Origin of the sequence: Propionivibrio sp., assembly GCF_017995515.1 — a bacterium.
Lineage (GTDB): Bacteria > Pseudomonadota > Gammaproteobacteria > Burkholderiales > Rhodocyclaceae > Propionivibrio.
Genome location: NZ_JAGOIT010000056.1, coordinates 1 through 23390 on the forward strand (window position 1 = coordinate 1; position 23390 = coordinate 23390).

Here is a 23390-nt window from a genome sequence, read left to right on the forward strand (position 1 = left end):
GAGGGCGAGTACGTGAATCAGGCCTGGGCGCTGAACAGCATTGCGTCCAGCCGGGTTTCCAACGTCGGCACGGCCACCGTGCGCGTCGTGCCCGATCCGACCTTCGACTGTTCCGACATCATCGGCACGGTGTTCGACGACAAGAACGCCAACGGTTATCAGGACCAGGGCGAGCCGGGCATCCCCAACGTCCGCGTGGCCACGGCGCGCGGCCTGTTGGTGACGACCGATGCCGAAGGGCGCTTCCACGTGGCTTGCGCGGCGATTCCGCAGATGGACCGGGGCAGCAACTTCGTCATGAAACTGGACGACCGCACCCTGCCTTCCGGCTTCCGCGTGACGACCGAGAACCCGCGCGACGTGCGCGTGACGCGAGGCAAGATGGTCAAGCTCAACTTCGGCGCAACGGTGCATCGCGTCATGCGCGTCGAACTGGATGGCCGCGCCTTTGCCGCCGACAAGAACGAACTGCTGCCGGAATGGCAAGCGCGTCTGCCGGACATCGTCAAGAGCTTGCAGGATCGGCCTTCCGTGCTGCGCCTGGCCTACCGTGCCGGCAACGGCGACGAGCAGGGCAAGCAGCGCCTGAAGGCACTGGCTGAAAAGCTGGGCGAGCTGTACCAGGAAGAACGCAAACGTCAATCGAAGCAGAAGCCCGCCGACGGTGCGGATGAGGAGGTGCCGGAAATTCCACCCTTGATTGTGGAAACGGAAATCTTCAATCCGATCGGGGAGGGCAAGTGATGAAACGCATGAATAATCAAAAGAAATTTGCGCTCAAACCGGGGGTGGCATCGACGCTTTTGGCTTTGCTGGGGGTAGCCGGCTTGCCGGCGATGGCCGATGAGGCCGAGGCGGCAGGCAAGCGGGTGGATAACGCCCGCGTGCTGGACAAGGCGATTGCTTCGCCCGGCGAGTGGCAACCGGATTTCACTTATCCGCTGCCTTCCGGCGTCAGCCGCAGCGACGTAGAGGCCATGCGCGCCGCCGCCGAGCCGAAGAGCGCGCCGCAGGCCATCGAACTGGTCAGTGACGACATGGTGGGCGCCTTGTTTGCTTCGGGCAAGGCCGACCTGCTGCCCGCTGTCTATCAGCAGATGGACGCCCTGGTGGCGCGCTATCAGGGCAAGCCCGGCCTGCGCTTCTCGGTGGTCGGCCATACCGACAACCAGCGCCTGTCCGCCAACACGCGGCGGATTTTCCGGGACAACCCCGGCCTGTCCGAAGCGCGCGCCCTGGCCGTGGCGACGTATCTACGCGAGAAGCTGAACCTGCCCGCTGCCGCCGTCAGCATTCGCGGCATGGGCGAGGCGCAGCCGGTGGCCAGCAATGGAACGCCCGAAGGCATGGCGCGCAACCGCCGGGTGGAAGTGAAGTTCTGGCATGAAGAGATGGCCGCGCCGGCCGTTGCCGCGCCCAGACTACCGTGCGCGCCAGATGCGGCGCAGGCCGAGCTACCCTTCCGGGTGACGGTGGACGGCGAACCGATGCAGGCGGGCGAAGGCGTGAACGAAGCCGACCGCCAGCGCTGTGCCGACGTGGCGCTGGAGCGCTCGGACATTCAGATCAAGTATGACGATCTGGCGGTCGAACCGGCCCTGAACGTCTGGGTGGAGAAGGATTTGACGCTGCGCGGCGAGGCCGTGCGCTTCCGTGGCTGGTCGAACTACGTGTATTGGATCAAGCGCGCCGAGCTGCGGATTTTTCTGAACACGCAGAAAACCGGCGAAACGCCGCTCGCCGTGGTGGCGCTGGAATGGGAAAAGAGCGCGACGTGGACGGTGCCGCGCGAAGGCAAGGACGAATACGCCTACGTGCTGCGCGTCTATGACGAGCAAGGCCGTTTCGACGAAACCGCGCGCAAATCGCTCAACGTGGCGACGACGGCGCGGCCGCTGGAGGACGTGGAGAGCGACAAGCGCGAGGCGCTGACGGGCTGGGGCGAGAATTCGCTGACCGTCTCGAACATCCCGGTGCGCGGCGGTACGGTGACGGTGAGCGGGCGCAAGGTATCGGAAGATGAGCAGATTCAGGCGCTCGGCCTGCCGGTGCCGGTCGGCGACAGTGGCCGCTTCGTGCTGCGCCAGATTCTGCCCGCCGGGCCGCACTCGCTGGCGGTACAGGTGACGGAAGCCGACGGCAAGACGGCGACCTACCACCGCAACGTCTCGATTCCGACCGACGACTGGTTTTACATCGCCGTCGGCGACCTGACGGTGGGCCGCAACCAGGTCAGCGGCCCGGCCAAGCTGGTGACCGGCGACGACAGCAAGCATTACGAGCAGAAAACCTATATCGACGGGCGCGGGGCGTTCTACCTCAAGGGCAAGGTCAGGGGCGACTGGCTGCTGACGGCCGCCGCCGATACGCGCGAGCAGCCGCTGGAGCACCTGTTCAGCAACTTCTCGTCAAAAGACCCGCGCTACCTGCTGCGCAACATCGACCCGGATGCCTACTACCCGGTGTATGGTGACGACAGCACGACGGTGGACGACGCGCCGACCCAGGGCAAGTTCTACGTGCGGCTGGAAAAAGGCGATTCGCACATCATGTGGGGTAATTTTCGCACCTCCTGGACGGGTAGCGAGCTGGTGCAGTATTCGCGCGGTCTGTACGGTGGCCGCCTGCTGTACCGTTCGGAGGATTCAACCGGTTTCGGCGAACGCCGCAGCTTCGTGGAAGGCTTTGCCGCCGATCCGGGCACCCTCGGTACGCGGGAGGAGTTCCGCGGCACCGGCGGTTCGCTCTATTACCTGCACCACCAGGATCTGACCGTCGGTTCGGAACGGCTGTGGATCGAAATTCGCGACCGGGATTCGGGCATGGTGATCGAACGCCGCCCGCTGTCCCCGGCGCAGGACTACGAAATCAATTACCTGCAAGGCCGCGTCATACTGCGCGATGCGCTGCCTTCGACCGCCAGCGGCGGCGGCCTGGTCCGCACCACCGGCTTGGCCGGCAACCCGGTTTTTCTGGTTACTTCGTATGAATTCACGCCCGGCGTGTCGGCGATCGATACGCTGGCCACCGGCGGACGCGCCACCCACTGGCTGAACGACAACCTCCAGGTCGGTGTCACCGGCTATCACCAGGGGCAGGATGCCAGCAAGCAGACCCTGAAGGGGATCGACGTAACCGGGCGGCTCGCCGCCGGAACGTCGCTGAAAGTGGAAATGGCGCAGTCTTCGGGCGCGGGCGACGGCATGCTGTCGTCCATCGACGGCGGCTTCGGCTTCGACGGCCAGAACGGCAGCACCGGCGACGCCACGGCCAAGCGCGTCGAAGTGCAAGCCAATCTGGCGGAAATCAAGGAAGGCGCCGAAGGCCGGGTCAGCGGCTATTGGCAGGATCGGGAAAAGGGTTTCTCCGGCCCCGGCCAGATTGCCTACAACGGCGAAGCCAGCCGGCAGGTCGGCGTGCAGGCGGAAGTCATCGTCGGCAAGGAAAACAAGCTCAACGTCAAGGCCGACCAGCGCAATATGGATACGCAGGACATGGCCAGCGGCGAGGCCAGCCTGCGCATGCCGGTGAATCCGGAATGGGGCATCACCGTTGGTGCGCGGCACGACAAGTGGGATACCCACGTGCCGAATGCCAGCCGGATTTTCTCCCGCGACGGCGCGCGCACCGACGTGATCCTGATGGCCGATTACGCGCCCTTGAAGGAAGGCGGCCAGCCAGCCGAGAAGGCGGATTGGGACGCCTACGCCTTCGCCCAGGGCACGGCGCATCGCGACGGCACTCGCGAGGAGAACAACCGCGCGGGTCTGGGCGGGCATTACCGGGTCAATGACCGTTTCACGCTGAACGCGGAAGCTTCGGACGGCAATCTCGGCGTCGGCGGCCTGATCGGCGGTGATTATCGGATTTCCGACCGCAGCAACGCCTACCTGAACTACCGCCTGGAAACCGAAAGCCCGGATGTGGCTTACCGCGGCAGCCACGGCACGTGGATCAGCGGCGCGAATTACCGGGTCAGCGAGAAAGTGCGCGTCTTCGGTGAAACGCGCATGGAAAACGGCAGCGGCCCGGAAGGGCTGACCCAGGCGTTCGGCGTCGATCTGTCGCCGAACGACCGCTGGAACCTCGGCACCAAGGTCGAATTCGGCAAGATCAGCGACCCGCTGGCCGGCGATCTGCGCCGCCGTGCGCTGGGCGTGTCGGCGGGCTACAAGTTCGAGAAGGTGAAATTCGCCAGCGCCATCGAGTACCGCAACGAAGAGGGCGACGGCGGCGCCAACGAGGGTGTGACGCGGCGTACCTGGTTGATGCGCAATACCCTTGGCTATCAGATCGATCCGGCATGGCGGCTGCTCGGGAAATTCAATTTCTCGCATAGCAGCAACAGCCAGGGTGCCTTCTACGACGGCAATTTCCGCGAAGTCGTCGCTGCCGCGGCCTACCGCCCGGTCGACAACGACCGCTGGAATACGTTGTTCAAGTACACCAATTTCTACAACGTGCCGTCGCCGGGCCAGTTGGCCCCGTCGGGTAGCAGCATCGCCGACTACGCGCAGCGCAGCCAGGTGTTCTCGGTGGATACGATCTGGGACGCCAAGCCCTGGGTGTCGCTCGGCTTCAAGTACGGCCTGCGCATCGGCGAACTGAAAGACCGCAAGGACGGCGGCGACTGGTTCGACAGCCGCGCCGACCTCGCCATCCTGCGTGCCGACTGGCACTTCGTTCGGGAATGGGATGCCGTGCTCGAATGGCGCAATCTGCGCGTCAAGGAAGCGGGCGACAACCGCGAAGGGGCGCTGGTGGGCATCTACCGCCACCTCGGCCAGCACGTGAAAGCCGGTGTCGGTTACAACTTCACCGATTATTCGGACGACCTGACTGACCTCTCGTACCGCAGCAGGGGCTGGTTCTTTAATGTGATAAGCACGTTCTGATCCTGCCCTCCGGCCTGTGAAAAAACCGCCTGTCGTGAAAGGGCGGTTTTTTTCATTGCAAAGGTGTAAAAAGAATCAAGGCGTTACGCGAGCAAATCGTGCTGCTCGCAGTCACCCGATGGGTAAATGACTCAAGGGCATCGATATCTTGTTTTCTTTGCGATCTCTGCGCCTTCGTGCCTTTGCGGTGAGGTTTTCAGGATTATTGCTCCGACTCCAGCCGGCACCGTGGAACTGATGCGCCGATTTCCTGCCGAATGATTCATGCAGCGCCTGCGCAAACGAAAATCAGGAGCAGACCATGAACCGGCGTCAATGTCTCAAGTGGCTGGGCGGGTTCGCAGCGTCGGTGTTACCGGCCGCCGCACTCCGGGCCGCGTCCGGCGAGGAGAAGAAAGCGATGAAACTCAACAAGACCAAGGCCGACTGGGCTGCCTTGCTGCCCGCAGACGCGTATCGGGTGTTGTTCGAGGACGATACCGAGCGCGCCGGAACGAGTGCCCTGAACCACGAAAAGCGCGAAGGCACCTACGTCTGTGTCGCGTGCTTCCTGCCCTTGTTCGATAGCACGGCCAAGTACGAGAGCGGCACCGGCTGGCCGAGTTTCTGGCAACCCTTGCCCGAGGCGATCGGTACGAAAACCGACTTCAAGATCCTCTATCCGCGTACCGAGTACCACTGCGCGCGCTGCGGCGGACACCAGGGGCATGTCTTCAACGACGGGCCGAAACCGACCGGCAAGCGCTATTGCAACAACGGCGTCGCGCTGCGATTCGTGCGGCGCGAAGAGAAATTGCCGGAGTTGAGGACGTGAACCAGGCGTGGATCAAGTCGGTACTCTTTTCGCTCGGCACGGCCTTCGGCGGCCTGCACGCCATTGCAGCCGACGCTCCGACGGCTGCGGATAAAGGCGCGACCGCAATCTTTGCCGGCGGCTGCTTCTGGTGTACCGAATCGGACTTCGAGAAAGTTCCGGGCGTTATCGCCGCTGAATCGGGCTATACCGGCGGTAAGAAAACTAATCCGACGTATGAAGAAGTGAGCGCCGGCGGCACCGGACACACGGAAGCCGTGCGCGTAACCTACGACCCGGCGCGCGTGAATTACGCACAGCTCGTCGAATACTTCTGGCACACGATCGATCCGACCGTCAGGAATCGCCAGTTCTGTGACGTTGGCAGCCAATATCGCAGCGCGATCTTCTGGCAGACTGAGGAGGAGCGAACGATTGCCGAGAGGAGCCGGGACGCTTTGCTTGCCAGCGGCCGGTTCAAGGAAATCCAAACCGAAATCGTCAAGGCAGGCACGTTTTACCCGGCCGAGGCGTATCACCAGGATTACTACAAGAAGAACCCGCTCCGCTACAGCTACTATCGCCACGGTTGCGGCCGCGATGATCGTTTGAAGGAGCTATGGGGCGGAAAGTGACGGAATCGCTCGGCGGGCGCTCTTGTATAGTACGCAGGCCTCATTGAATTACCGATTACGCCATGCCGTCACCTCTTGAACTCGCCTCCTTGATCCTCGCCGACGATGGAACGCCCATCTCGCCGGCCTATGGCGACGTTTACCACTCGGCCGCGGGCGGGCACGCGCAGGCGAAGCATGTCTTCATGGCCGGAAACGGACTGCCTGAGCGCTGGCAGGGGGCGAGCCGGTTCACCATCCTGGAGACCGGCTTCGGCCTCGGGATCAACTTCCTCTCCACCTGGCTCGCGTGGCGGAACGATCCCGATCGCTGCGCGGAAGTGCACTTCATCTCGCTCGAAAAGCATCCGTTCATGGCGGACGATCTGGCGCGTGCGCATCGCGCGTTGCCCGAGTTTGCCGCGCTCTCCGATGAATTGATCCACCGCTGGCCGTCACGCGAATCGTTGCGACCGGGCGAACAGCGCATCGCGTTGTCGGAAGGGCGGGTGATCCTTCATCTTGTGTTCGGCGACGCCGTCGAGTTGTTGCCGGTGGTGGACGCTGAAGTCGATGCCTTCTATCTTGACGGCTTTTCTCCGGCCAAGAACCCTGGCCTGTGGTCGCCCGAACTGTGCCGTTCCCTGCATCGCCTGGCGGCACCATCAGCGACACTGGCGACTTGGTCGGTAGCCGGGGTCGTGCGGCGGGCGCTGGCCGACGCCGGTTTCCTCGTCGAGAAGCGCCCCGGTTTTGCCGACAAGCGGCAAATGCTGGTCGGTCGATCAAGTAATCCGGGCGCAACGCGATCCTGAAAACCCGTCTCCGATTTCGCCGGATCGCCTAGGCCGGATAAAATCGCGTCTTTTTGCAGGGAAGTGGCATGCCGACCGGAATCATCGAATCGCTGGATCACGAAGCACGCGGAATCACGCGGCTTGAGGGCAAGACCATCTTTGTCGAAGGCGCCTTGCCCGGCGAAGAAGTCGAGTACGTCAGCTTCCGCAAGAAGCCGTCCTTCGAAGTGGCGCACGTCCAGCGCATCGTCAAGGCCTCGGGCAGCCGCGTGACGCCGAAATGTCCGCACTTTGGCGTGTGCGGCGGCTGCAGCATGCAGCACCTGGATTCGGCGGCGCAGGTGGCGGCCAAGCAGCGCGTGCTCGAATCAAATCTCTGGCATCTCGGCAGGATCAAGGCCGAGCAGCTCTATGCGCCGATCTACGGCGCATCCTGGGGCTATCGCCTGCGCGCGCGACTCTCGGCGCGCCTGGTGCAGAAGAAGGGCGGCGTCCTCGTCGGTTTCCATGAGCGAAAGAGCAGCTACGTTGCCGACATGCGCCAGTGCGAGAACCTGCCGCCGCATCTCTCGGCGCTGCTCGTGCCGCTGCGCGATCTGGTCGCCGGACTGTCGATTGCCGACGCCATGCCGCAGATCGAAGTCGCCGTCGGCGAGTACATCACGGCGCTCGTCCTGCGCATCCTGGCGCCGCTCAACGCCAACGACGAAGCGCTGCTGCGCGCCTTCGCCGACCGGCACTCGGTCGTCTTCTACCTGCAGCCGAAGGGGCCGGCGACGGCCTACCGCTTCTACCCGTTCGAAGGACCGCAGCTCTCCTACCTGCTGCCCGATTACAACATCGAACATTGTTTTTCGCCGACCGAGTTCACGCAGGTTAACCATGCGATCAACCGGGTGCTGGTACGCCGTGCCATGTCGCTGCTCGATCCGCAACCGGGCGAACGCATCGCCGACATGTTCTGCGGCCTCGGCAACTTCACGCTGCCGATCGCGCGCCTGGGCGCTACCGTCGTCGGTATCGAAGGCAGCGAGGAACTCGTCAAGCGCGCCGGGCAGAACGCCGAGCACAACGGCTTGCGCGAGCGCGTCGAATACGGCGTCGCCAACCTCTTCGAGGCGACCCCGGAATCGCTGACTGCGCTCGGTCATTTCGACAAGATGCTGATCGACCCGCCACGCGAGGGGGCCTTGGAACTCGTCAAGGCGATCGGCGAAGAGGGTCCTGAAAGAATCGTCTACGTCTCGTGCAATCCGGCGACGCTGGCGCGCGATGCGGCGATCCTCGTGACACAGAAAGGCTACCGTTTGCGTGGTGCAGGTGTCGTCAATATGTTCCCGAATACCTCGCACGTCGAGTCGATCGCACTCTTCGAGCGAGGGGACGGGATGGCTTGTTGCGACGGGGATGCCGCGCTGAGCTCGACCTTAGCGCCGCTGGATGAATGACCGTATAATCGGCCGTCGGCCCGGTTGCCGCCTGGCAATCGCGCTGTTCCACCCCTGAACCGAAGCCGGCGCAAGCCGGTTTTGTATTTTTCTTCTCCCGCCTTATTGGGTTGATATGCGAATTTTGCTCAGCAACGACGACGGTTACTTCTCACCGGGAATCGAGTGGCTGGCGCGTACGCTTTCCGAGGTCGCCGACATCACCGTCGTCGCGCCGGAACGCGACCGCAGCGGCGCCAGCAACTCCCTGACGCTCGACCGCCCCCTTTCCCTGAAGCGCACGGCCAACGGCTTCTATCACGTCAACGGCACGCCGACCGACTGCGTGCACCTCGCCGTCAGCGGGATGCTCGACGAATTGCCGGATATGGTCGTCTCCGGCATCAACCTCGGCGCCAACATGGGCGACGATACGATCTACTCCGGTACGGTCGCGGCGGCGACCGAAGGCTATCTGCTCGGCGTGCCGTCGATTGCCGTGTCGCTGTGCAGCAAAGCCGGTGCGCATTTCGACACGGCGGCGCGTGTCGCGCTTGAAGTCGTGCAAATGGTGCGCCAGCAGGCGGTTCGCGAACCGCTTCTGCTCAACGTCAACGTGCCGGATATTCCTTATGAGCGCGTGCGTGGCCGCCTGGTGACCCGGCTCGGCAAGCGGCACAAGGCGGAATCCGTCGTCAAGGCGATCACGCCGCGCAACGAGACGGTGTATTGGGTCGGCGCAGCCGGCGAAGCGCAGGACGCCGGCGAAGGCACGGATTTTCACGCCGTCGCCAACGACTACGTCTCGATCACGCCGTTGCAGATAGACCTGACGCATAACGCGCAACTCACCACCGTCCGGAGCTGGCTGGAAAAATGAACCACCGTGTCGTATCCGGGGTCGGCATGACGTCACAGCGCACGCGCACGCGCATGATCGACCGGTTGCGCGAGCAGGGCATCCGTGACGAGAAGGTGCTCGCCGCGATCGCCGCCGTGCCGCGTCACGTATTCGTCGAAGAAGCGCTGGCGTCGCGAGCCTACGAGGATACTGCGCTGCCCCTCGGCTTCTCGCAGACGATCTCGCAGCCGTTCATCGTCGCACGCATGATCGAGGTGCTGCGTGAAGGGCGGGAACTTGGCAAGACGCTCGAAATCGGCGCGGGGTGCGGTTATCAGGCCGCCGTTCTCGCGCAGTTGACCGATGAAGTCTATGCCGTTGAGCGCATTGAGCCGTTGTTGGCAAAAGCCAAGGCGAACATGCGCAAGATCCAGCAGTTCAAGGTGCGTCTGAAATATGCCGATGGGCAATTGGGTCTGCCGGAAGCCGCGCCGTTTGATACGATCATCGTTGCTGCCGCGGCGCCGACGATTCCGCAGGCGCTTTTGCAGCAACTGGCGCTTGGTGGCAGAATGCTGTTGCCCTTGGGGACAGGGTCGCAGTACCTTCATCTGGTCGAGCATAGGCCTGAAGGCTTTGTGAATTCCCGTCTCGACGCCGTTCGTTTTGTTCCGTTACTTTCAGGTATTGAATGAAGAATACACGTTTCGCGGTCAGGTCGAGCCTGCCGGTGTTTTCAGCCGTGCTTGTTCTGGCCGGATTTCTTCCCGGTTGCGCCAGTAAATTTCCGGCACCGGTCGATAACCGGGGGCAGGCGACCACCACGGCAGCCAGGGATACCTACGTCGTCAAGCCAGGCGATACGCTCTATAGCATCGCGCGCGCGCATGGCCTGGATCATCGGGAACTGATCGCGCTGAACGGCATCGAAAACGCAAACCAGATTTCCGTTGGGCGCGTTCTGAAGGTCAAGTCGAAAGCTGCGGATACGTCGAATGCAGCAGGCAGTGCCGACGTCTCGCCAATCACGACCGGCGAAGTGATCGCCAAGCCGATCGGCGATGAACATGCCGTCGAACAAAAGCCGCTCGGCGGCAACGCGGCCAGCAATACCGAACAACTGAAACGCGAACCCAGAGCCGGCAAGGAAAAGTACTCGGACGAGGCGTTGGCGCGGGCACAAAGCGCGACGCAGATCGCGCCGGCAACGACGGCGGCTGCGAGTGCGTCTCAGACCGAGGCGCTGACCGAGGCCAAGCCGGCCGATGCGGCAGCGGGTGCGGACGATGTCGGCTGGATCTGGCCCGCCAACGGGAAAACGATCGGCACCTTCAGCGAAGGCGGCAACAAGGGCGTCGATATCTCCGGCAAGGCGGGCGATGCCGTGATCGCCGCGGGTGACGGCAAGGTGGTTTATAGCGGGACGGGCTTGCGCGGTTACGGCAAGCTGGTGATCATCAAGCACAACAACACGTATTTGTCAGCCTACGCGCACAACCAGAACATCCTGGTCAAAGAAGGGCAGAGTGTTACCAAGGGACAGAAAATCGCCGAAATGGGGAATACCGATGCTGATCAAGTCAAGTTGCACTTCGAGGTGCGCCGTTCGGGCAAGCCGGTCGATCCTCTCAAATATCTCCCTCAGCGCTGATCATGGCCGGCGAATCTGACTCCGAAGTGGGCTTCGCCGATGACGAGATGCCGGAGGATGCGGCCGAGGCGACGTCCGAAGACGCATTCCTGAACGAGGCCGAGGAAGAACCCGCGCCGGTCCAGCCTGAATTCGAGCTGCTCAATGACGTCACCCAGCACTACCTGAACGAAATCGGCGCCAAGCCGCTGTTCACACCCGAAGAAGAGTTTGCATGGGCCTGTCGCGCGCGCAGCGGCGAGTTCATTGCGCGTCAGAAGATGATCGAGCACAACCTGCGGCTCGTCGTCAATATCGCCAAGCACTACCTCAACCGCGGCATTCCGCTGCTCGATCTGATCGAGGAAGGCAACCTCGGCCTGATCCACGCGATCGAAAAGTTCGACCCGCAGCGCGGTTTCCGTTTCTCGACCTACGCCACCTGGTGGATCCGCCAGAGTATCGAGCGCGCGATCATGAACCAGTCGCGCACGATCCGCCTGCCGGTGCATGTGGTCAAGGAAATCAACGTCATCCTGCGCGCTTTGCGCCACCTCGAACTCGCCAACGGCAAGGAAACCAGCGTCGAGCAGATCGCGCACCTCATCGGCAAGCCGGTCGACGACGTGCGCCGGGCGCTCACGCTCAACGAGCACATCGCGTCGCTCGACGCACCGCTTGAAATCGACCCCAATCATACGATCGCCGACGCCATCGCCGACGAGAACTCGATTGATCCGGAAGGCCTGCTGCAGGCCAACGAAGTCGGCAATCTGGTCGGAAACTGGGTCGAACAGCTGCCGGAAAAGCAGCGGCGCGTCCTTGAGCGACGCTACGGTCTGGGTGGCGCCGACATCAGCACGCTCGAAGAAGTGGCGGCCGAACTCAGCCTGACGCGGGAGCGGGTGCGGCAGATCCAGATCGAAGCGCTCGACCAGCTGCGTCGGGTGATCAAGCGTGGCGGCGTAACGCGCGACAATCTCCTGTGAGCCAGGGAACCGAATTCGCCGGTCACCGTCAATTACGTGTGCTTCACGTATCAGCCAATACCCGTTAGTACCCTTTTAGTACCCCTTCCGACGCCGGACGCAGTGTTTTTTTTGTCGTCCGGTGCCAGCAACCCCATGAATAACCAGGATTTGTGAAATGAGCAAGAAGGTCGCGATTTTTGATTCCTCGTTGCGCGATGGCGCGCAGGCCGAGGGCATCTCGTTCTCGGTCGAGGACAAGCTGAAGATTCTGGAATTGCTCGACGGCCATGGGATTGACTACATCGAGGCCGGCAACCCCGGCTCCAACCCGAAGGATCTCGAGTTTTTCGCGCGTGCGCGGACGATCAATCTCAAGCACGCCAAGCTGGCCGCCTTCGGCAGCACGCGCCGGCGCGACATCAAGGTCGAGCAGGACAGCAACGTGCAGTCGCTACTGCTCGCCGATACGCCGGTCATCGTCATCTTCGGCAAGAGCTGGGATTTCCACGTGACGGACATCATCCGCACGACGCTCGAAGAAAACCTGGCGATGATCAGCGAGACGCTGGCCTTCTTCAAGGCGCAGGGCAAGGAAGTCGTCTACGACGCCGAACATTTCTTCGACGGCTACAAGCACAACCCGGCCTATGCGGTGAAGACGCTGCAGGCGGCGGTCGACGGCGGTGCCGACGCACTTGTGCTGTGCGATACGAACGGCGGCACCTTCCCGTCAGAGATCGCCAGCATCGTCGGCAAGATCAGCAGCCTGTTCCCGGTCACCATCGGCATCCACGCGCACAACGACGCCGGGATGGCCGTGGCGAACAGCGTGGCAGCGGTCGAGAACGGCGCGCGGCACGTCCAGGGCACCTACATCGGCTTCGGCGAGCGCTGCGGCAACGCCAACCTGTCGACGATCATCGCCAACCTCGGCGTCAAGCGCGACTACCAGTGTCTGCCGGCCGACCAGTACAAGAACATCATCCATGTGGCGCGCCACGTCGCGGTCATCTCCAACGTGGCGCTCTCCGATCGCGAGCCGTACGTCGGCAACAGCGCGTTCGCACACAAGGGCGGCATGCACATCGACGGCGTGAACAAGGCGTCGCACTCGTTCGAACACATCAACCCGGAGCTCGTCGGCGGGCAGCGCCGCTTCCTGATGAGCGAGGTTTCGGGGCGACGCATGATCCTCGACAAGATCTGGGAAGTCGATCCGACGATCACCAAGGACGACGCAGTGACCGATCGCATCATGAAGCGCCTGAAGGAAATGGAGCACGAAGGCTACCAGTTCGAGGGCGCCGAGAGCACGTTCGAGCTCCTGGTGCGCAAGCAACTCGGCAAGTACCGGCCGTTCTTCGAGCTCGAGCACTTCAAGATCATCGGCGAGCAGCCGACCAACGGCGAGTACGGTTCGTCGGCGATCATCAAGGTCAAGGTCGGCGGTGTCAGCGAGATCACGGCGGCGGAAGGCGACGGCCCGGTGCATGCGCTCGACAGCGCCTTGCGCCGCGCGCTCGACCGCTTCTACCCGGAACTCTCAAACGTGCATCTCACCGACTACAAGGTGCGCGTGATCAACGGCCGCGATGCCACGGCGTCGAAAGTGCGCGTGCTGATCCAGTCGACTGACGGTGACCTCGTCTGGACGACCGTCGGCGTATCGAGTGACATCATCGAGGCGAGCTGGGTCGCGCTGGTCGATTCGATCGAATACAAGCTTTTGAAGCTGGAAGAAGCCAAGGCGCAGACGAAGGCCGACGCTGCGCTGGCCGGCTGAAATCGGCGCGACCGGGCCGGCGCTTTGTGTGAAGCGGTGGCGCCGGGCGGTGGCGACAGGTTTTTTTGATGGGGTCCTCCGGGACGGACGTCCCGTGACTGTAATTTTCGATTCAGGGAGATGAGATGAGTACAGTAGCAAGCGGCATGGCCGCAGTCGTAGCCTCCGTAGCAGGAACATACGACTTCGTATTGACCGACGTCGCGCAGGGCGTCGAAGTCGACAACTGGCAGATCAGCAACGAAACGCTCGGCATCGCCGTACCGTTTACCGTCAGCAAGAAGACGCTGCACGGTGGCCGCCAGGAAGGCAGCACGCTGGTCACGATCGATACGGGCGACCTGCAACTGGTGATCGTGCCGACGCGCGGCATGGGCCTGTTCAAGGCCATTTCGGGCGATGTGACGCTGGCCTGGAAGTCGCCGGTGGAAGAGGTCGTCCATCCGTCCTTCATCAACCTCGCCGAGCGCGGCGGGCTGGGCTGGCTCGACGGCTTCAATGAAATGCTCGCGCGCTGCGGCTACGAATGGGCCGGGCACCCGTGCACGGAAAACGGCCGCACCTACACGCTGCACGGCCGCGCGCAGAACATCCCGGCGTCGACGGTCATCGTCAGCATCGAGGCCAAGGCGCCGCACCGCATCACCGTCAAGGGGCTGGTCAAGGAAAAGACCTTCAAGTTCAGCAACCTGGAAACCTGGGCCGGCGTCAGCGTCGTTCCGGGCGAGCGCGCGTTTCATGTGCATGACGAACTGCGCAACCTCTCGGACTACGAGCGCCCCTACCAGGTCATCTACCATGCCAACTTCGGTGCGCCGCTGCTCGAAGGCGGCGCGCATTTCCGCGCTGCGGCGAAGGAAGTCATCCCGTTCAACGACTACGCCAAGCAAGGCCTCGCCGACTGGCAGACCTACCTGCCGGTGACGCCCGGCTTCGACGAAATGGTCTTCAACATCTGGCCGTTCGCCGACGCCAACGGCAACACGCTGGCCATGCTCTCGAACAAGGCCGAAACGCGCGGCGTCGCCATCGGCTACAACGTCAAGCAACTGCCGGCGCTGTCACTGTGGAAGAACACCGACACGGAGGCAGACGGCTACGTCACCGGCATCGAACCGGGCACCGGCTTCCCGTACAACCACACGATCGAGAACGAGCAGGGCCGGATCATGAAGATCGGCGCGGGCGAGTCGCGCAGCTTCGACGTCGAGTTCCGCGTGTTGGGTTCGGCGGTGGATGTGCAGAAGGCCGTGGCCGAGATCGACGCCATTCAGGCAGGACGCCCGGTGGTGCTGGCGCCGGAGCCGCTGGCGATCGAGTAGGTCGATTCTGGTTTGAAATCACGAAAGCCGCTTCCGTTTCTCCGGACGCGGCTTTTTTCTTGTTATGGCGCTAACTGCTTGGGAAACCTATGTCGAAGATAGATTGCAAGAGGAAATGAGCAAGAAGCTTGGTGTGGTTGCTGGAAGTTATGTGGGTGATTTCGTCTTGAGAAAACTTCAGACGGACCTGAAACAGTTTCACAACCCAAGCTCCGACAAGACGAAACGGATTTTTCAGGAATACCTCGGGTTTGACGTCACAGAGGGTTGGTCGTGGGCGAACTATGAGCCTGAGAAAGCGAGAAGTACTTTGAACGGTTGGATAGGGAAGCGTGGAGATGCGGTACACAGATCCAAGCCCATTAACAATGGTTCGCCGGTTGCCCACCTGATTAAGCGGGACGAGTTGGAAAAGGTTATTCGCTTTATCAAGGATCTGGCCAAAGCTACTGATACCTACGTCGATAACAAGACCTGACTGCACATACGTAGAAATGTTGTTGTCAGCAAAAATCCCGGCTGCTCGTCGGTAGCCTGCCAAGCAATTCGCTGTGATCCATCAGCCGCTTGGCGAGCAGGTGCACGATTTCCCCTTCGCGTTGAAGGACGCCGAGTACGCCGAGCAGGCGGGCGGAGAGGAGTTCGCGGCGTTGGCGTTCGGCGAGGTGGGCGTGGACGATGATGTTGGCCAGTCCGGTTTCGTCTTCGATGGTCAGGAAAATGACGCCGCTGGCGGTGCCGGGGCGTTGGCGGCAGGTGACGATGCCGGCGCAGCGGGCCGGGCGGTTGTGTTCCAGGGTGTGCAGCGTGGCGGCGGTGAGGTAGCGCTTGGCGTCGAGGTGTGGGCGCAGCAGGGTGAGCGGATGGTGGCCGAGCGTGAGGTTGAGCGCGCTGTAGTCGGCGACGAGGTCTTCGCCTTCGCTGGGGGCAGCGAGCGGCGGGGCAGTTTCCACAACAGGTGCTTCGAGCAGCAGGTCGCGCTGGATCGGTACGGCGCTGACCGACCAGGCCGCTTGTCGGCGATGGCCGGCGAGCGAGGCGAGAGCGCCGGCGGCGGCGAGTCGTTCGAGGTCGTCGCGCGTGAGGTCGGCGCGGCGGGCGAGATCGCTAACGTCGCGAAAGGGGCGCTGAGCGGCGACGCGCTGGCCGGCTTCTGAATTCAATCCCTGGATGCGGTGCAGGCCGAGGCGCACGGTGGCGGTGTCGGACGCATCGAGCGCCGTTCCCCAGCCGCTGTGCTGGACGTCGGGCGGCCGTACTTCAACGCGGTGGCGGCGGGCGTCCTGTACCAGCTGTGATCCCGAGTAAAAACCCATCGGTTGTGCGTTGAGCAGGCCGACGAGGAAGGCGGCGGGCTCGTGGCGCTTGAGCCAGGCGGAGAGGTAGGCGAGCAGGGCGAAGCTGGCGGCGTGCGATTCGGGGAAGCCGTATTCGCCAAAACCTTCGATCTGCCGGTAGATGGCTTCGGCGAATTCCAGCGCGTAACCACGCTCGGTCATGCCCTGGATCAGCCGTTCGCGCAGATGGCCGAGGCCGCCCTTGCGCTTCCAGGCGGCCATCGAGCGGCGCAGGTGGTCGGCCTCGCCGGGCGTGAAGCCGGCGGCGACGACGGCGAGCTGCATCACCTGTTCCTGGAAGATCGGCACGCCGAGCGTGCGCTGGAGGACGCCTTCGACGGCGGGCGACGGGTAGGAAACCGGCTCGACACCCTGACGCCGGCGCAGGTAGGGATGCACCATGTCGCCCTGGATCGGGCCGGGGCGGACGATGGCGACTTCGATTACGAGGTCGTAGAAACGCTTCGGTTTCAGGCGCGGCAGCATGACCATCTGCGCGCGCGATTCGATCTGGAAGACGCCGATGGTGTCGGCGCGGCTGATCATGGCGTAGGTCGCCGGGTCTTCGCGCGGGATGTCCTGCATGCGGAAGACACGGCCGTCGCGTTGCGAGATGGCGTCGAGCGCGCGGCGAATCGCGGTGAGCATGCCAAGGGCGAGGACGTCGACCTTCATCAGCTTCAACGCATCGATGTCGTCCTTGTCCCACTGGATGATGCTGCGCGCTTCCATCGCCGCGTTCTCGATCGGCACCAGCCGGTCGAGGCGGCCGCGGCTGATGACGAAGCCGCCGACGTGCTGCGAGAGATGGCGCGGAAAACCGCGCAGCTGCTCGGCGAGGATCAGCCACTTCTCGACGCGCGGACTCGCCGGGTCGAGGCCGACGGCGGCAAAGCGCGCCGGCATCTGGTCGCGCTGGTCCCACCAGGCGAGCGAGGCGGTGAGCGCGTTGATGCGGTCGAGGTCGATGCCGAGCGCCCGGCCGGTGTCGCGCAGCGCCGAGCGGCGGCGATAGCGGATGACGGTGGCGGCCAACGCCGCGCGTTCGCGCCCGTACTTGGCGTACAGGTACTGGATGACTTCCTCGCGCCGCTGGTGCTCGAAGTCGACGTCGATGTCGGGCGGTTCGTTGCGTTCCTTGGAGATGAAGCGCTCGAAGAGCAGCGACGACTGCGCCGGGTCGACCTCGGTGATGCCGAGCGCGTAGCACACCGCCGAATTGGCGGCCGAACCGCGTCCCTGGCAGAGGATTTCGCGGCTGCGGGCGAAGGTGACGATGTCGTAGACGGTGAGGAAGTAGGCTTCGTAGCGCAGCTCGGCGATCAGCGCGAGTTCGTATTCGATCTGCTGCCGCACCTTGTCGGGCACGCCGGCCGGGTAGCGCACGAGCAAGCCGCGTTCGACCTCGCCGGCGAGATAGGCGCTCGGCGTCTGGCCGGGCGGGACGACTTCCTCGGGGTATTCGTAGCGCAACTCGTCGAGCGAAAAATGGCACTGCGCCGCAATGACCATGGTCTCGGCGAGCAGCTCGGGCGGGTAGAGGTTGGCCAGGCGCAGGCGCGGGCGCAGATGGCGTTCGCCGTTGGGGAAGAGCGCGTGGCCGGCGCGGTCGACCGAGGTCTTGAGGCGCAGTGCGGTGAGCAGGTCCTGCAGCGGCCGGCGGCTGCGCACGTGCATGTGCACGTCGCCGGCAGCGACCAGCGGCAGGTGGTGCGTGGCGGCGAGGCGGCGCAGGACGGCGAAGCGCTCGTCGTCGTCCGGATGCAGCAGGCGTTCGTGGGCGATCCACAGGCGGCCGGGGAAGGTGGCGGCTAAGCTGCGCGCTTCGTCGTCGGAGCTCTCCTGCGTGGCGAACCAGAGGACGAGACAGTCGGGGACTCCGCTCGCCAGGTCGTTCCGCGTCAGGTGGTATTCACCCTTGCCGGCACGCCGGCGGCCGAGCGTGATCAGCGCGGCGAGGTTGCCGTAGCCGTCGCGGTTGCGCGCGATGAGTACCAGCTTCGGGCCGTCGGCGAGCCGGAATTCGCTGCCGACCAGGAGCTTGAGCCCGACCTCCTTGGCGGCGACGTGGGCGCGCACGATGCCGGCGAGCGAACATTCGTCGGTGATCGCCAGCGCGGCGTAGCCGAGTTCGGCGGCGCGCGCGACCAGCTCCTCAGCGTGTGAGGCGCCGCGCAGGAAGCTGAAGTTGGAGAGGCAATGCAGTTCGGCGTAGTTGGGGAGGGCGGTGGTCACGAGAAATACCCATGCAGGAACCACCCGCCGGGCGCGCGTACGTCGCGGAAGATCCACAGCCAGCTGGCGCCGGGTGAGCGCGCGATGAAGTAGTCGCGGCGGATGTCGCCGACGGCTTCGCTGTTCTCCTCTCCTGTCGTCTCGCCACGGTCCCACCAGCCCGACTCGATGCGCTCCGGGCCGGCCAGCAGTTGGAGCGGTCCCTGGCGATACGGGCGGCCGTCGACTTCGGCCAGCGGTTCGGGCTGTTCGAGCAACCAGAGCGGGCGCGGCGGCGAAGTTGAAGGAGTAGGTGCCGTGTTTTCGAGCACGGCGGTTCGCCGGGTTGCGCATTCGGGCCGATGGTCGGCCTGGAGCGCGAGGCGATAGACCGCCTGTTCGCCGAGCCGGGCGGCGAAGTGTTCGAGCAGGGCGCCGATGCCTTCCGCCGTTTCCCGAGCAGCTTCGGCGAACAGGGTGTGGTTGCGGCCGGTGAGTGCTTCGACCTGGGCGGCTTCCAGCCGGATCGACTCGACCGGGGCGACGAGCGTCCGCCGGTCGAGCTTTTCGCGCAGGATGCGTTCGAAGCGCTCGCCGTCAGCGGTCAACTCGGCAAATTGCAAGAGCAGCGGGGTTTCCGACTGGCGGTGCAGCAACCGCAGGGTGAAGCCGCGCACGCCGGACTGCCGGGCCGTGAGCCAGCCGGCCAATGCCGCGGTGAGGCGCCGTGCGGCGAAGACGAGGGCGCTGGCGTTCTCGACGGCGGCGGGCAGTTGCAGCGGCAGCGCGAAGCGTTCGGGAAAGACGAAGTCGGCGCGCGGGTCGGGGAGTTCGCCGAAGGCCTGTGCGATGCGCTGCAGGGTTTCCGCGCCGATGCGCCGGCCGAGATCGGCGCTCGGCAAGCGGCGGACGTCGGCCAGCGTGCGTGCGCCAAAACGGGCGAGCTGCGTCGCGGCTTTGTCGGGCAGGACGGCGAGCGGCAGGTCTTCAAGATGCTTGCGCAGGCGGGCGAGATCGGCGCAATGCGCGCCGGTGCCCATCCGGGCGAGCCAGTGCGCGCCCAGGGGCGTGGGCGCGGCGGCGATATCGACCGAGAATCCCTGCGCCCGGATGCCGTCGATGGCGGCCTCGGCGATGTGCGCCAGACCGCCGAACAGGCGCAGGCAGGCGCCGACTTCGAGGAGCAGGGCGTCCGGCGTCAGGCTGATGCGCGGCGTCAGGCAGCCGGCCCAGCAGGCGAGCGTGTGCAGCGCGGCTTCCTCGCGGGCCGGGCTGCGGGCGATCAGCGCGATCGCCGGCGCCAGCATGCGTGCTGCCGAGATGCCGGTCCCCGGTTCGATGCCAGCCTGCCGCGCTGCTGCGTCCCCCAACAGGATGCGCCCATGGTCGACGACCGCGCTAGGCGACGGCAGCGGGGCGTTGGCTTCGAGCGAAAGGCAGGGCAGATGCAGGGCGAGCCAGAGGGATGGCGCTTTGGATGTCTTGCGGGAATCGTGGTTCATCGGCTTCATGCGAATTCAAGGGCCATTTCAACGGCCGTTGCAGCGGTCGCGGGGCGGCGAGATGAAGCGTCCGGTTGCATGGCGGGCCGCGTCGCTTGAGCAGGCGGACGTCGAGCGTATCTTCCGCGCCGGCGGCGAGCGAAAGCCGCAGGCTGGCCGGCGAGGACTCCGCCTGCTCGCGCGCCGGGCGGAGCAGGCAGGCGAGCGTGTCGTGCCCGGCGGCGGCAACTTGCAGGCGCCGCACCTGGCGCGCGTCGATGCCGCTTTTCCAGTAGAGCAGCGCGCCGAAGACGCCGCTCGCCAGCGCGTGTTCGGCGGCCCACAGGGCCTCTTGTGCGCGGTTCGGCGCGACGACGACGAGGCGCGACACGTCGACGCCGCCGTTCGCCCAGGCCGGGGCGTTGATGCGGTAGGGCGGGGCGATCAGCAGGAGCCAGCGGTTTTCGGCGCGCATCCGGGCGAGCGCCGGCAGCAGCAATGAACACTCGCCGATGCCGACGCGCTCGACGAGGATTTCGGTGAGCGCGCCGCGCGGCCAGCCACCGCCCGGCAATTCGGCGTCGAGCTCGGCGAAGCCGCTGGCGACGGTCGGGATCGGCGCCGTGGCGAGCCGGTCGGCACACCAGACGTCGGGGCGCGAGAGGATCTCGTCGAGCGATACGGTGGCGGTGAGTGCGGTGGCGCTTCTCATGGGTGCATGTCGCAGGCGTTGCCTGGGGCTATTTCCACATCCCGCGCATTTTTGCCGCGAGGTCGATGCGTGCTTCGCCGGCCGCTTGAGGCGTGTGGCCGGGCAGCGTGACCGGCGGCCAGCTGCGTTGCTCGAAGCGGGCGGCGAGCCGGTTGGGGATGAAGCGCGTGCGGTTGGCGTAGACGTGCCGGTCGCCGGTGCCCGACTGGCCGCTGGTGTAGAAGCGCTGCGGCACCATGAGTTCGAGATGGTCCTTGGCGCGCGTCATGGCGACGTAGAGCAGGCGGCGCTCTTCCTCGATTTCTTCCTCGCTGCCGGTGGCGAGATCGGACGGGATGCAGCCGTCGACGACGTTGAGGATGGAGACGGACGACCATTCGCGGCCCTTGGCCGAGTGGATGGTCGACAGGATGAGGTAGTCCTCGTCGAGCAGCGGTGCGCCGGATTCGTCGCTCGTCGCTTCCGGCGGATCGAGCGTCAGTTCGGTGAGGAAGCGCTCCTGCGTCGGGTAGGTGGCGGCGATGCGGGTCAGCTGCTGGATGTCGGCGAGACGGACTTCGTGGTCGTCGAAGAGGCGTTCCATCTGTGTTTCGTACCACTGCGCGACCTTTTCCATGGACGTCGGCCACGACGTTGGCCCACTACCTGTGACGTCGAGCTTGTCGACCAGTGCGACGAATTCGAGCCAGGCCGGTTGTGCGCTCTCCGGCACCGGCTGTTCGGCGAGCAGCGCGCAACCGGGCGGCGCGGCTTGCAGGTTTTCCAGGATGCGGCTCGCCGTCTTGGGGCCGACGCCGGGCAGCAGCTGGATGGCGCGGAAGCCGGAGACGCGGTCGAGCGGGTTCTGCGCCCAGCGCAGGATGGCGAGCACGTCCTTGACGTGGCGGGCTTCGAGAAACTTGAGACCGCCGAACTTGACGAACGGGATATTGCGCCGCGTCAGTTCGATTTCGAGCCGCACGCTGTGCGAGGCCGAGCGGAAGAGCACGGCCTGCGACTTGAGCTTTGTGCCGACTTCGCGCCGGGCGAGGATCTGGTCGGTGACGTAGGTGGCCTGGTCGACTTCGTCGCGCACCGAGATGAGCTGCGGCTTTTGCGCCGAGACGCGTTCGCTCCACAGCTCCTTGCTGTAGCGCTCCTTGGCGAGCGCGATGACCTCGTTGGCCGCGGCCAGGAGGGGTTGCGTCGAGCGGTAGTTGCGGTCGAGCGTGACGATGCGCGCCGGCGGCTCGAAATGCGCGGGGAAGTCGAGGATGTTGCGCACCGTCGCGCCGCGGAAGCGATAGATCGACTGCGCGTCGTCGCCGACCACCGTCAGGCCTTCGCCGTCGGGCTTCATGGCCAGCAGCAGTGCCGATTGCAGGCGGTTGGTGTCCTGGTACTCGTCGACCAGCACGTGGCTGAAACGTCCGCCGACCTCGGCGGCGATGTCGGGCTCGCCGACCATCTGCGCCCAGTAGAGGAGCAGGTCGTCGTAGTCGAGCACCTGCTGCGCCTGCTTGGCTTCGACGTAGCCGAGGAAGAGCGCCTTGAGATCGTTCTCCCACTCGGCGCACCACGGGAAGGTGCTTTGCAGCACCTGCGCCAGTTCGCCCTGCGTGTTGACCGCCGCCGAGTAGATTGCGAGGCAGGTGCCCTTGAGCGGAAAGCGCTTGCCCTTGCTCGAAAAACCGAGCTCGTGGCGGACGATGTTCATCAGGTCGGCCGAATCCTCACGGTCGTGGATGGTGAAGGCCGGGTCGATGCCGATACGTCCGGCGTACTCGCGCAGGAGCCGCGCGCCTACGCTGTGGAAGGTGCCGGCCCAGGGAAAGCCGCCGCTGACCAGCTTGGCGTGGCGCGGTGAGACCTTGGCGGCGATGCGCTGCACGCGCCGCGTCATCTCGTCGGCGGCGCGGCGCGAGAAGGTGAGCAGCAGCAGGCGATCGGGATCGGCGCCTTGGGCCAGCAGGTGCGCGACGCGATGGGCGAGCGTGTTGGTCTTGCCCGTTCCCGCGCCGGCGATGACCAGCAAGGGACCGCCGGACTGCTCGGCCTGACTGCCGTAGGTCGCCGCGTCCCGCTGGGCGTCGTTGAGGCCGGACAGGTAGGCTGGCAGTTCGTTTGCCGTATTCACAGAATGAGGCTTTCGGCGGGTGCCGATGCGGGGAGCGGTGCGGCCGCCGGTCGCGTGGTAGCGGCCAGGGCAATCGGATCGTCGCACTCCGGGCAGACGAGGTAATGGGCATGGCCGCTGGCGGCGTCTTCGAGCAGCAGCCGGTCGATCGGGCAATGGCAATGCGGGCAAATGATGCGTGGGGTCATGGCGCTTTCCTCTGATACTGTAATTATATACAGCTATTCGATGCGTGCAAGGCGGGAGAGTTCCTCCGCATCGGTCTATCATGGTTGACAAGCAGGCGTCGCCCGGCATCGAAGCGGTGTCTTGCCGTTGGAGCAGGAGATCCAGGATGAAGGCCAAAAAGGTTTTGCAGATCGTTCGCGCGCTCGATTTCGCCGCCTGGGCGCATTCGGCACAGCGGCGCAAGGGCGGCGAACGCGAGCCTTACGTCAATCACCTGACCGAGGTGGCC

At 64.6% G+C, this 23390-nt stretch carries 17 protein-coding genes and 1 pseudogene; 13 read left to right on the forward strand and 5 right to left on the reverse strand.

The window, feature by feature from the left end:
- The 13 genes and pseudogenes from KBA32_RS10560 to KBA32_RS10620 form a co-directional block, all read left to right on the forward strand.
- The coding region (locus KBA32_RS10560; RefSeq protein ID WP_294358611.1) for a hypothetical protein at positions 1 to 744 on the forward strand (744 nt) is incomplete at its 5' end.
- A gap of 8 nt (positions 745 to 752) precedes the next feature.
- Positions 753 to 4895 (forward strand): OmpA family protein, encoded by a 4143-nt coding sequence (locus tag KBA32_RS10565; RefSeq protein ID WP_294358613.1) that lies wholly within the window; start codon positions 753 to 755, stop codon positions 4893 to 4895.
- A gap of 301 nt (positions 4896 to 5196) precedes the next feature.
- Positions 5197 to 5709 carry a peptide-methionine (R)-S-oxide reductase MsrB gene (gene msrB / locus KBA32_RS10570; protein WP_294358616.1) on the forward strand — a complete coding sequence of 171 codons (513 nt, stop codon included), beginning with the start codon at positions 5197 to 5199 and terminating at the stop codon, positions 5707 to 5709.
- On the forward strand, positions 5706 to 6323 hold the full coding sequence (gene msrA / locus KBA32_RS10575) for a peptide-methionine (S)-S-oxide reductase MsrA (RefSeq protein ID WP_294358618.1): 618 nt from the start codon (positions 5706 to 5708) through the stop codon (positions 6321 to 6323). Before msrB ends, msrA begins: the two co-directional genes overlap by 4 nt.
- A gap of 62 nt (positions 6324 to 6385) precedes the next feature.
- On the forward strand, positions 6386 to 7117 hold the full coding sequence (gene mnmD / locus KBA32_RS10580) for a tRNA (5-methylaminomethyl-2-thiouridine)(34)-methyltransferase MnmD (RefSeq protein WP_294358625.1): 732 nt from the start codon (positions 6386 to 6388) through the stop codon (positions 7115 to 7117).
- Positions 7118 to 7185: 68 nt separating this feature from the next.
- Positions 7186 to 8547 carry a 23S rRNA (uracil(1939)-C(5))-methyltransferase RlmD gene (gene rlmD / locus KBA32_RS10585; protein WP_294358627.1) on the forward strand — a complete coding sequence of 454 codons (1362 nt, stop codon included), beginning with the start codon at positions 7186 to 7188 and terminating at the stop codon, positions 8545 to 8547.
- Between the two features lie 115 nt (positions 8548 to 8662).
- Positions 8663 to 9406 (forward strand): 5'/3'-nucleotidase SurE, encoded by a 744-nt coding sequence (surE, locus tag KBA32_RS10590; protein WP_294358630.1) that lies wholly within the window; start codon positions 8663 to 8665, stop codon positions 9404 to 9406.
- On the forward strand, positions 9403 to 10062 hold the full coding sequence (locus tag KBA32_RS10595; protein ID WP_294358633.1) for a protein-L-isoaspartate(D-aspartate) O-methyltransferase: 660 nt from the start codon (positions 9403 to 9405) through the stop codon (positions 10060 to 10062). The genes surE and KBA32_RS10595 overlap by 4 nt, the downstream gene beginning before the upstream one ends.
- The gene (locus KBA32_RS10600; protein ID WP_294358636.1) at positions 10059 to 11018 is read left to right on the forward strand and encodes a peptidoglycan DD-metalloendopeptidase family protein; all 960 of its coding nucleotides are present in this window, start codon (positions 10059 to 10061) and stop codon (positions 11016 to 11018) included. The genes KBA32_RS10595 and KBA32_RS10600 overlap by 4 nt, the downstream gene beginning before the upstream one ends.
- 2 nt (positions 11019 to 11020) lie before the next feature.
- Complete coding sequence (rpoS, locus tag KBA32_RS10605) at positions 11021 to 11986, forward strand: RNA polymerase sigma factor RpoS (RefSeq protein WP_294358638.1); 966 nt, start codon at positions 11021 to 11023, stop codon at positions 11984 to 11986.
- Positions 11987 to 12143: 157 nt separating this feature from the next.
- On the forward strand, positions 12144 to 13751 hold the full coding sequence (cimA, locus tag KBA32_RS10610) for a citramalate synthase (RefSeq protein ID WP_294358642.1): 1608 nt from the start codon (positions 12144 to 12146) through the stop codon (positions 13749 to 13751).
- 125 nt (positions 13752 to 13876) lie between these two features.
- Entirely contained in the window at positions 13877 to 15073 is a 1197-nt protein-coding gene (locus KBA32_RS10615; protein WP_294358644.1) for an aldose 1-epimerase family protein, read from the forward strand.
- Positions 15074 to 15131: 58 nt separating this feature from the next.
- Positions 15132 to 15551 (forward strand): annotated as a pseudogene (locus KBA32_RS10620) (HEPN domain-containing protein); the annotation flags it as partial.
- 25 nt (positions 15552 to 15576) lie between these two features.
- On the opposite strand, the gene KBA32_RS10625 reads toward KBA32_RS10620, so the two are convergent.
- Genes KBA32_RS10625 through KBA32_RS10645 form a run of 5 tightly spaced genes read right to left on the reverse strand, consistent with a single transcriptional unit; the run spans position 15577 to position 23121 of the window.
- The gene (locus tag KBA32_RS10625) at positions 15577 to 18645 is read right to left on the reverse strand and encodes an error-prone DNA polymerase (RefSeq protein ID WP_294358647.1); all 3069 of its coding nucleotides are present in this window, start codon (positions 18643 to 18645) and stop codon (positions 15577 to 15579) included.
- Positions 18642 to 20126 carry a DNA polymerase Y family protein gene (locus tag KBA32_RS10630; RefSeq protein ID WP_294358650.1) on the reverse strand — a complete coding sequence of 495 codons (1485 nt, stop codon included), beginning with the start codon at positions 20124 to 20126 and terminating at the stop codon, positions 18642 to 18644. Before KBA32_RS10630 ends, KBA32_RS10625 begins: the two co-directional genes overlap by 4 nt.
- Positions 20023 to 20817, reverse strand: coding sequence for a translesion DNA synthesis-associated protein ImuA (imuA, locus tag KBA32_RS10635; RefSeq protein WP_294358652.1), 795 nt, complete (start codon positions 20815 to 20817; stop codon positions 20023 to 20025). Before imuA ends, KBA32_RS10630 begins: the two co-directional genes overlap by 104 nt.
- A 28-nt stretch (positions 20818 to 20845) precedes the next feature.
- Positions 20846 to 22933 (reverse strand): ATP-dependent helicase, encoded by a 2088-nt coding sequence (locus tag KBA32_RS10640; protein ID WP_294358655.1) that lies wholly within the window; start codon positions 22931 to 22933, stop codon positions 20846 to 20848.
- Positions 22930 to 23121: a hypothetical protein gene (locus KBA32_RS10645; RefSeq protein WP_294358658.1), complete on the reverse strand. Its 192-nt coding sequence runs from the start codon at positions 23119 to 23121 to the stop codon at positions 22930 to 22932. Before KBA32_RS10645 ends, KBA32_RS10640 begins: the two co-directional genes overlap by 4 nt.
- Positions 23122 to 23390: the final 269 nt, after the last annotated feature.

Excerpts from the sequence above, each read along its gene's own strand:
- cimA (WP_294358642.1), top strand. The coding sequence starts at position 12,144 with ATGAGCAAGAAGGTCGCGATTTTTGATTCCTCGTTGCGCGATGGCGCG.
- mnmD (WP_294358625.1), top strand. The coding sequence starts at position 6,386 with ATGCCGTCACCTCTTGAACTCGCCTCCTTGATCCTCGCCGACGATGGA.
- rlmD (WP_294358627.1), top strand. The coding sequence starts at position 7,186 with ATGCCGACCGGAATCATCGAATCGCTGGATCACGAAGCACGCGGAATC.
- rpoS (WP_294358638.1), top strand. The coding sequence starts at position 11,021 with ATGGCCGGCGAATCTGACTCCGAAGTGGGCTTCGCCGATGACGAGATG.
- KBA32_RS10595 (WP_294358633.1), top strand. The coding sequence starts at position 9,403 with ATGAACCACCGTGTCGTATCCGGGGTCGGCATGACGTCACAGCGCACG.
- KBA32_RS10565 (WP_294358613.1), top strand. The coding sequence starts at position 753 with ATGAATAATCAAAAGAAATTTGCGCTCAAACCGGGGGTGGCATCGACG.
- surE (WP_294358630.1), top strand. The coding sequence starts at position 8,663 with ATGCGAATTTTGCTCAGCAACGACGACGGTTACTTCTCACCGGGAATC.
- KBA32_RS10645 (WP_294358658.1), bottom strand. The coding sequence starts at position 23,121 with ATGACCCCACGCATCATTTGCCCGCATTGCCATTGCCCGATCGACCGG.
- imuA (WP_294358652.1), bottom strand. The coding sequence starts at position 20,817 with ATGAGAAGCGCCACCGCACTCACCGCCACCGTATCGCTCGACGAGATC.
- msrB (WP_294358616.1), top strand. The coding sequence starts at position 5,197 with ATGAACCGGCGTCAATGTCTCAAGTGGCTGGGCGGGTTCGCAGCGTCG.
- KBA32_RS10600 (WP_294358636.1), top strand. The coding sequence starts at position 10,059 with ATGAAGAATACACGTTTCGCGGTCAGGTCGAGCCTGCCGGTGTTTTCA.
- KBA32_RS10615 (WP_294358644.1), top strand. The coding sequence starts at position 13,877 with ATGAGTACAGTAGCAAGCGGCATGGCCGCAGTCGTAGCCTCCGTAGCA.
- KBA32_RS10630 (WP_294358650.1), bottom strand. The coding sequence starts at position 20,126 with ATGAACCACGATTCCCGCAAGACATCCAAAGCGCCATCCCTCTGGCTC.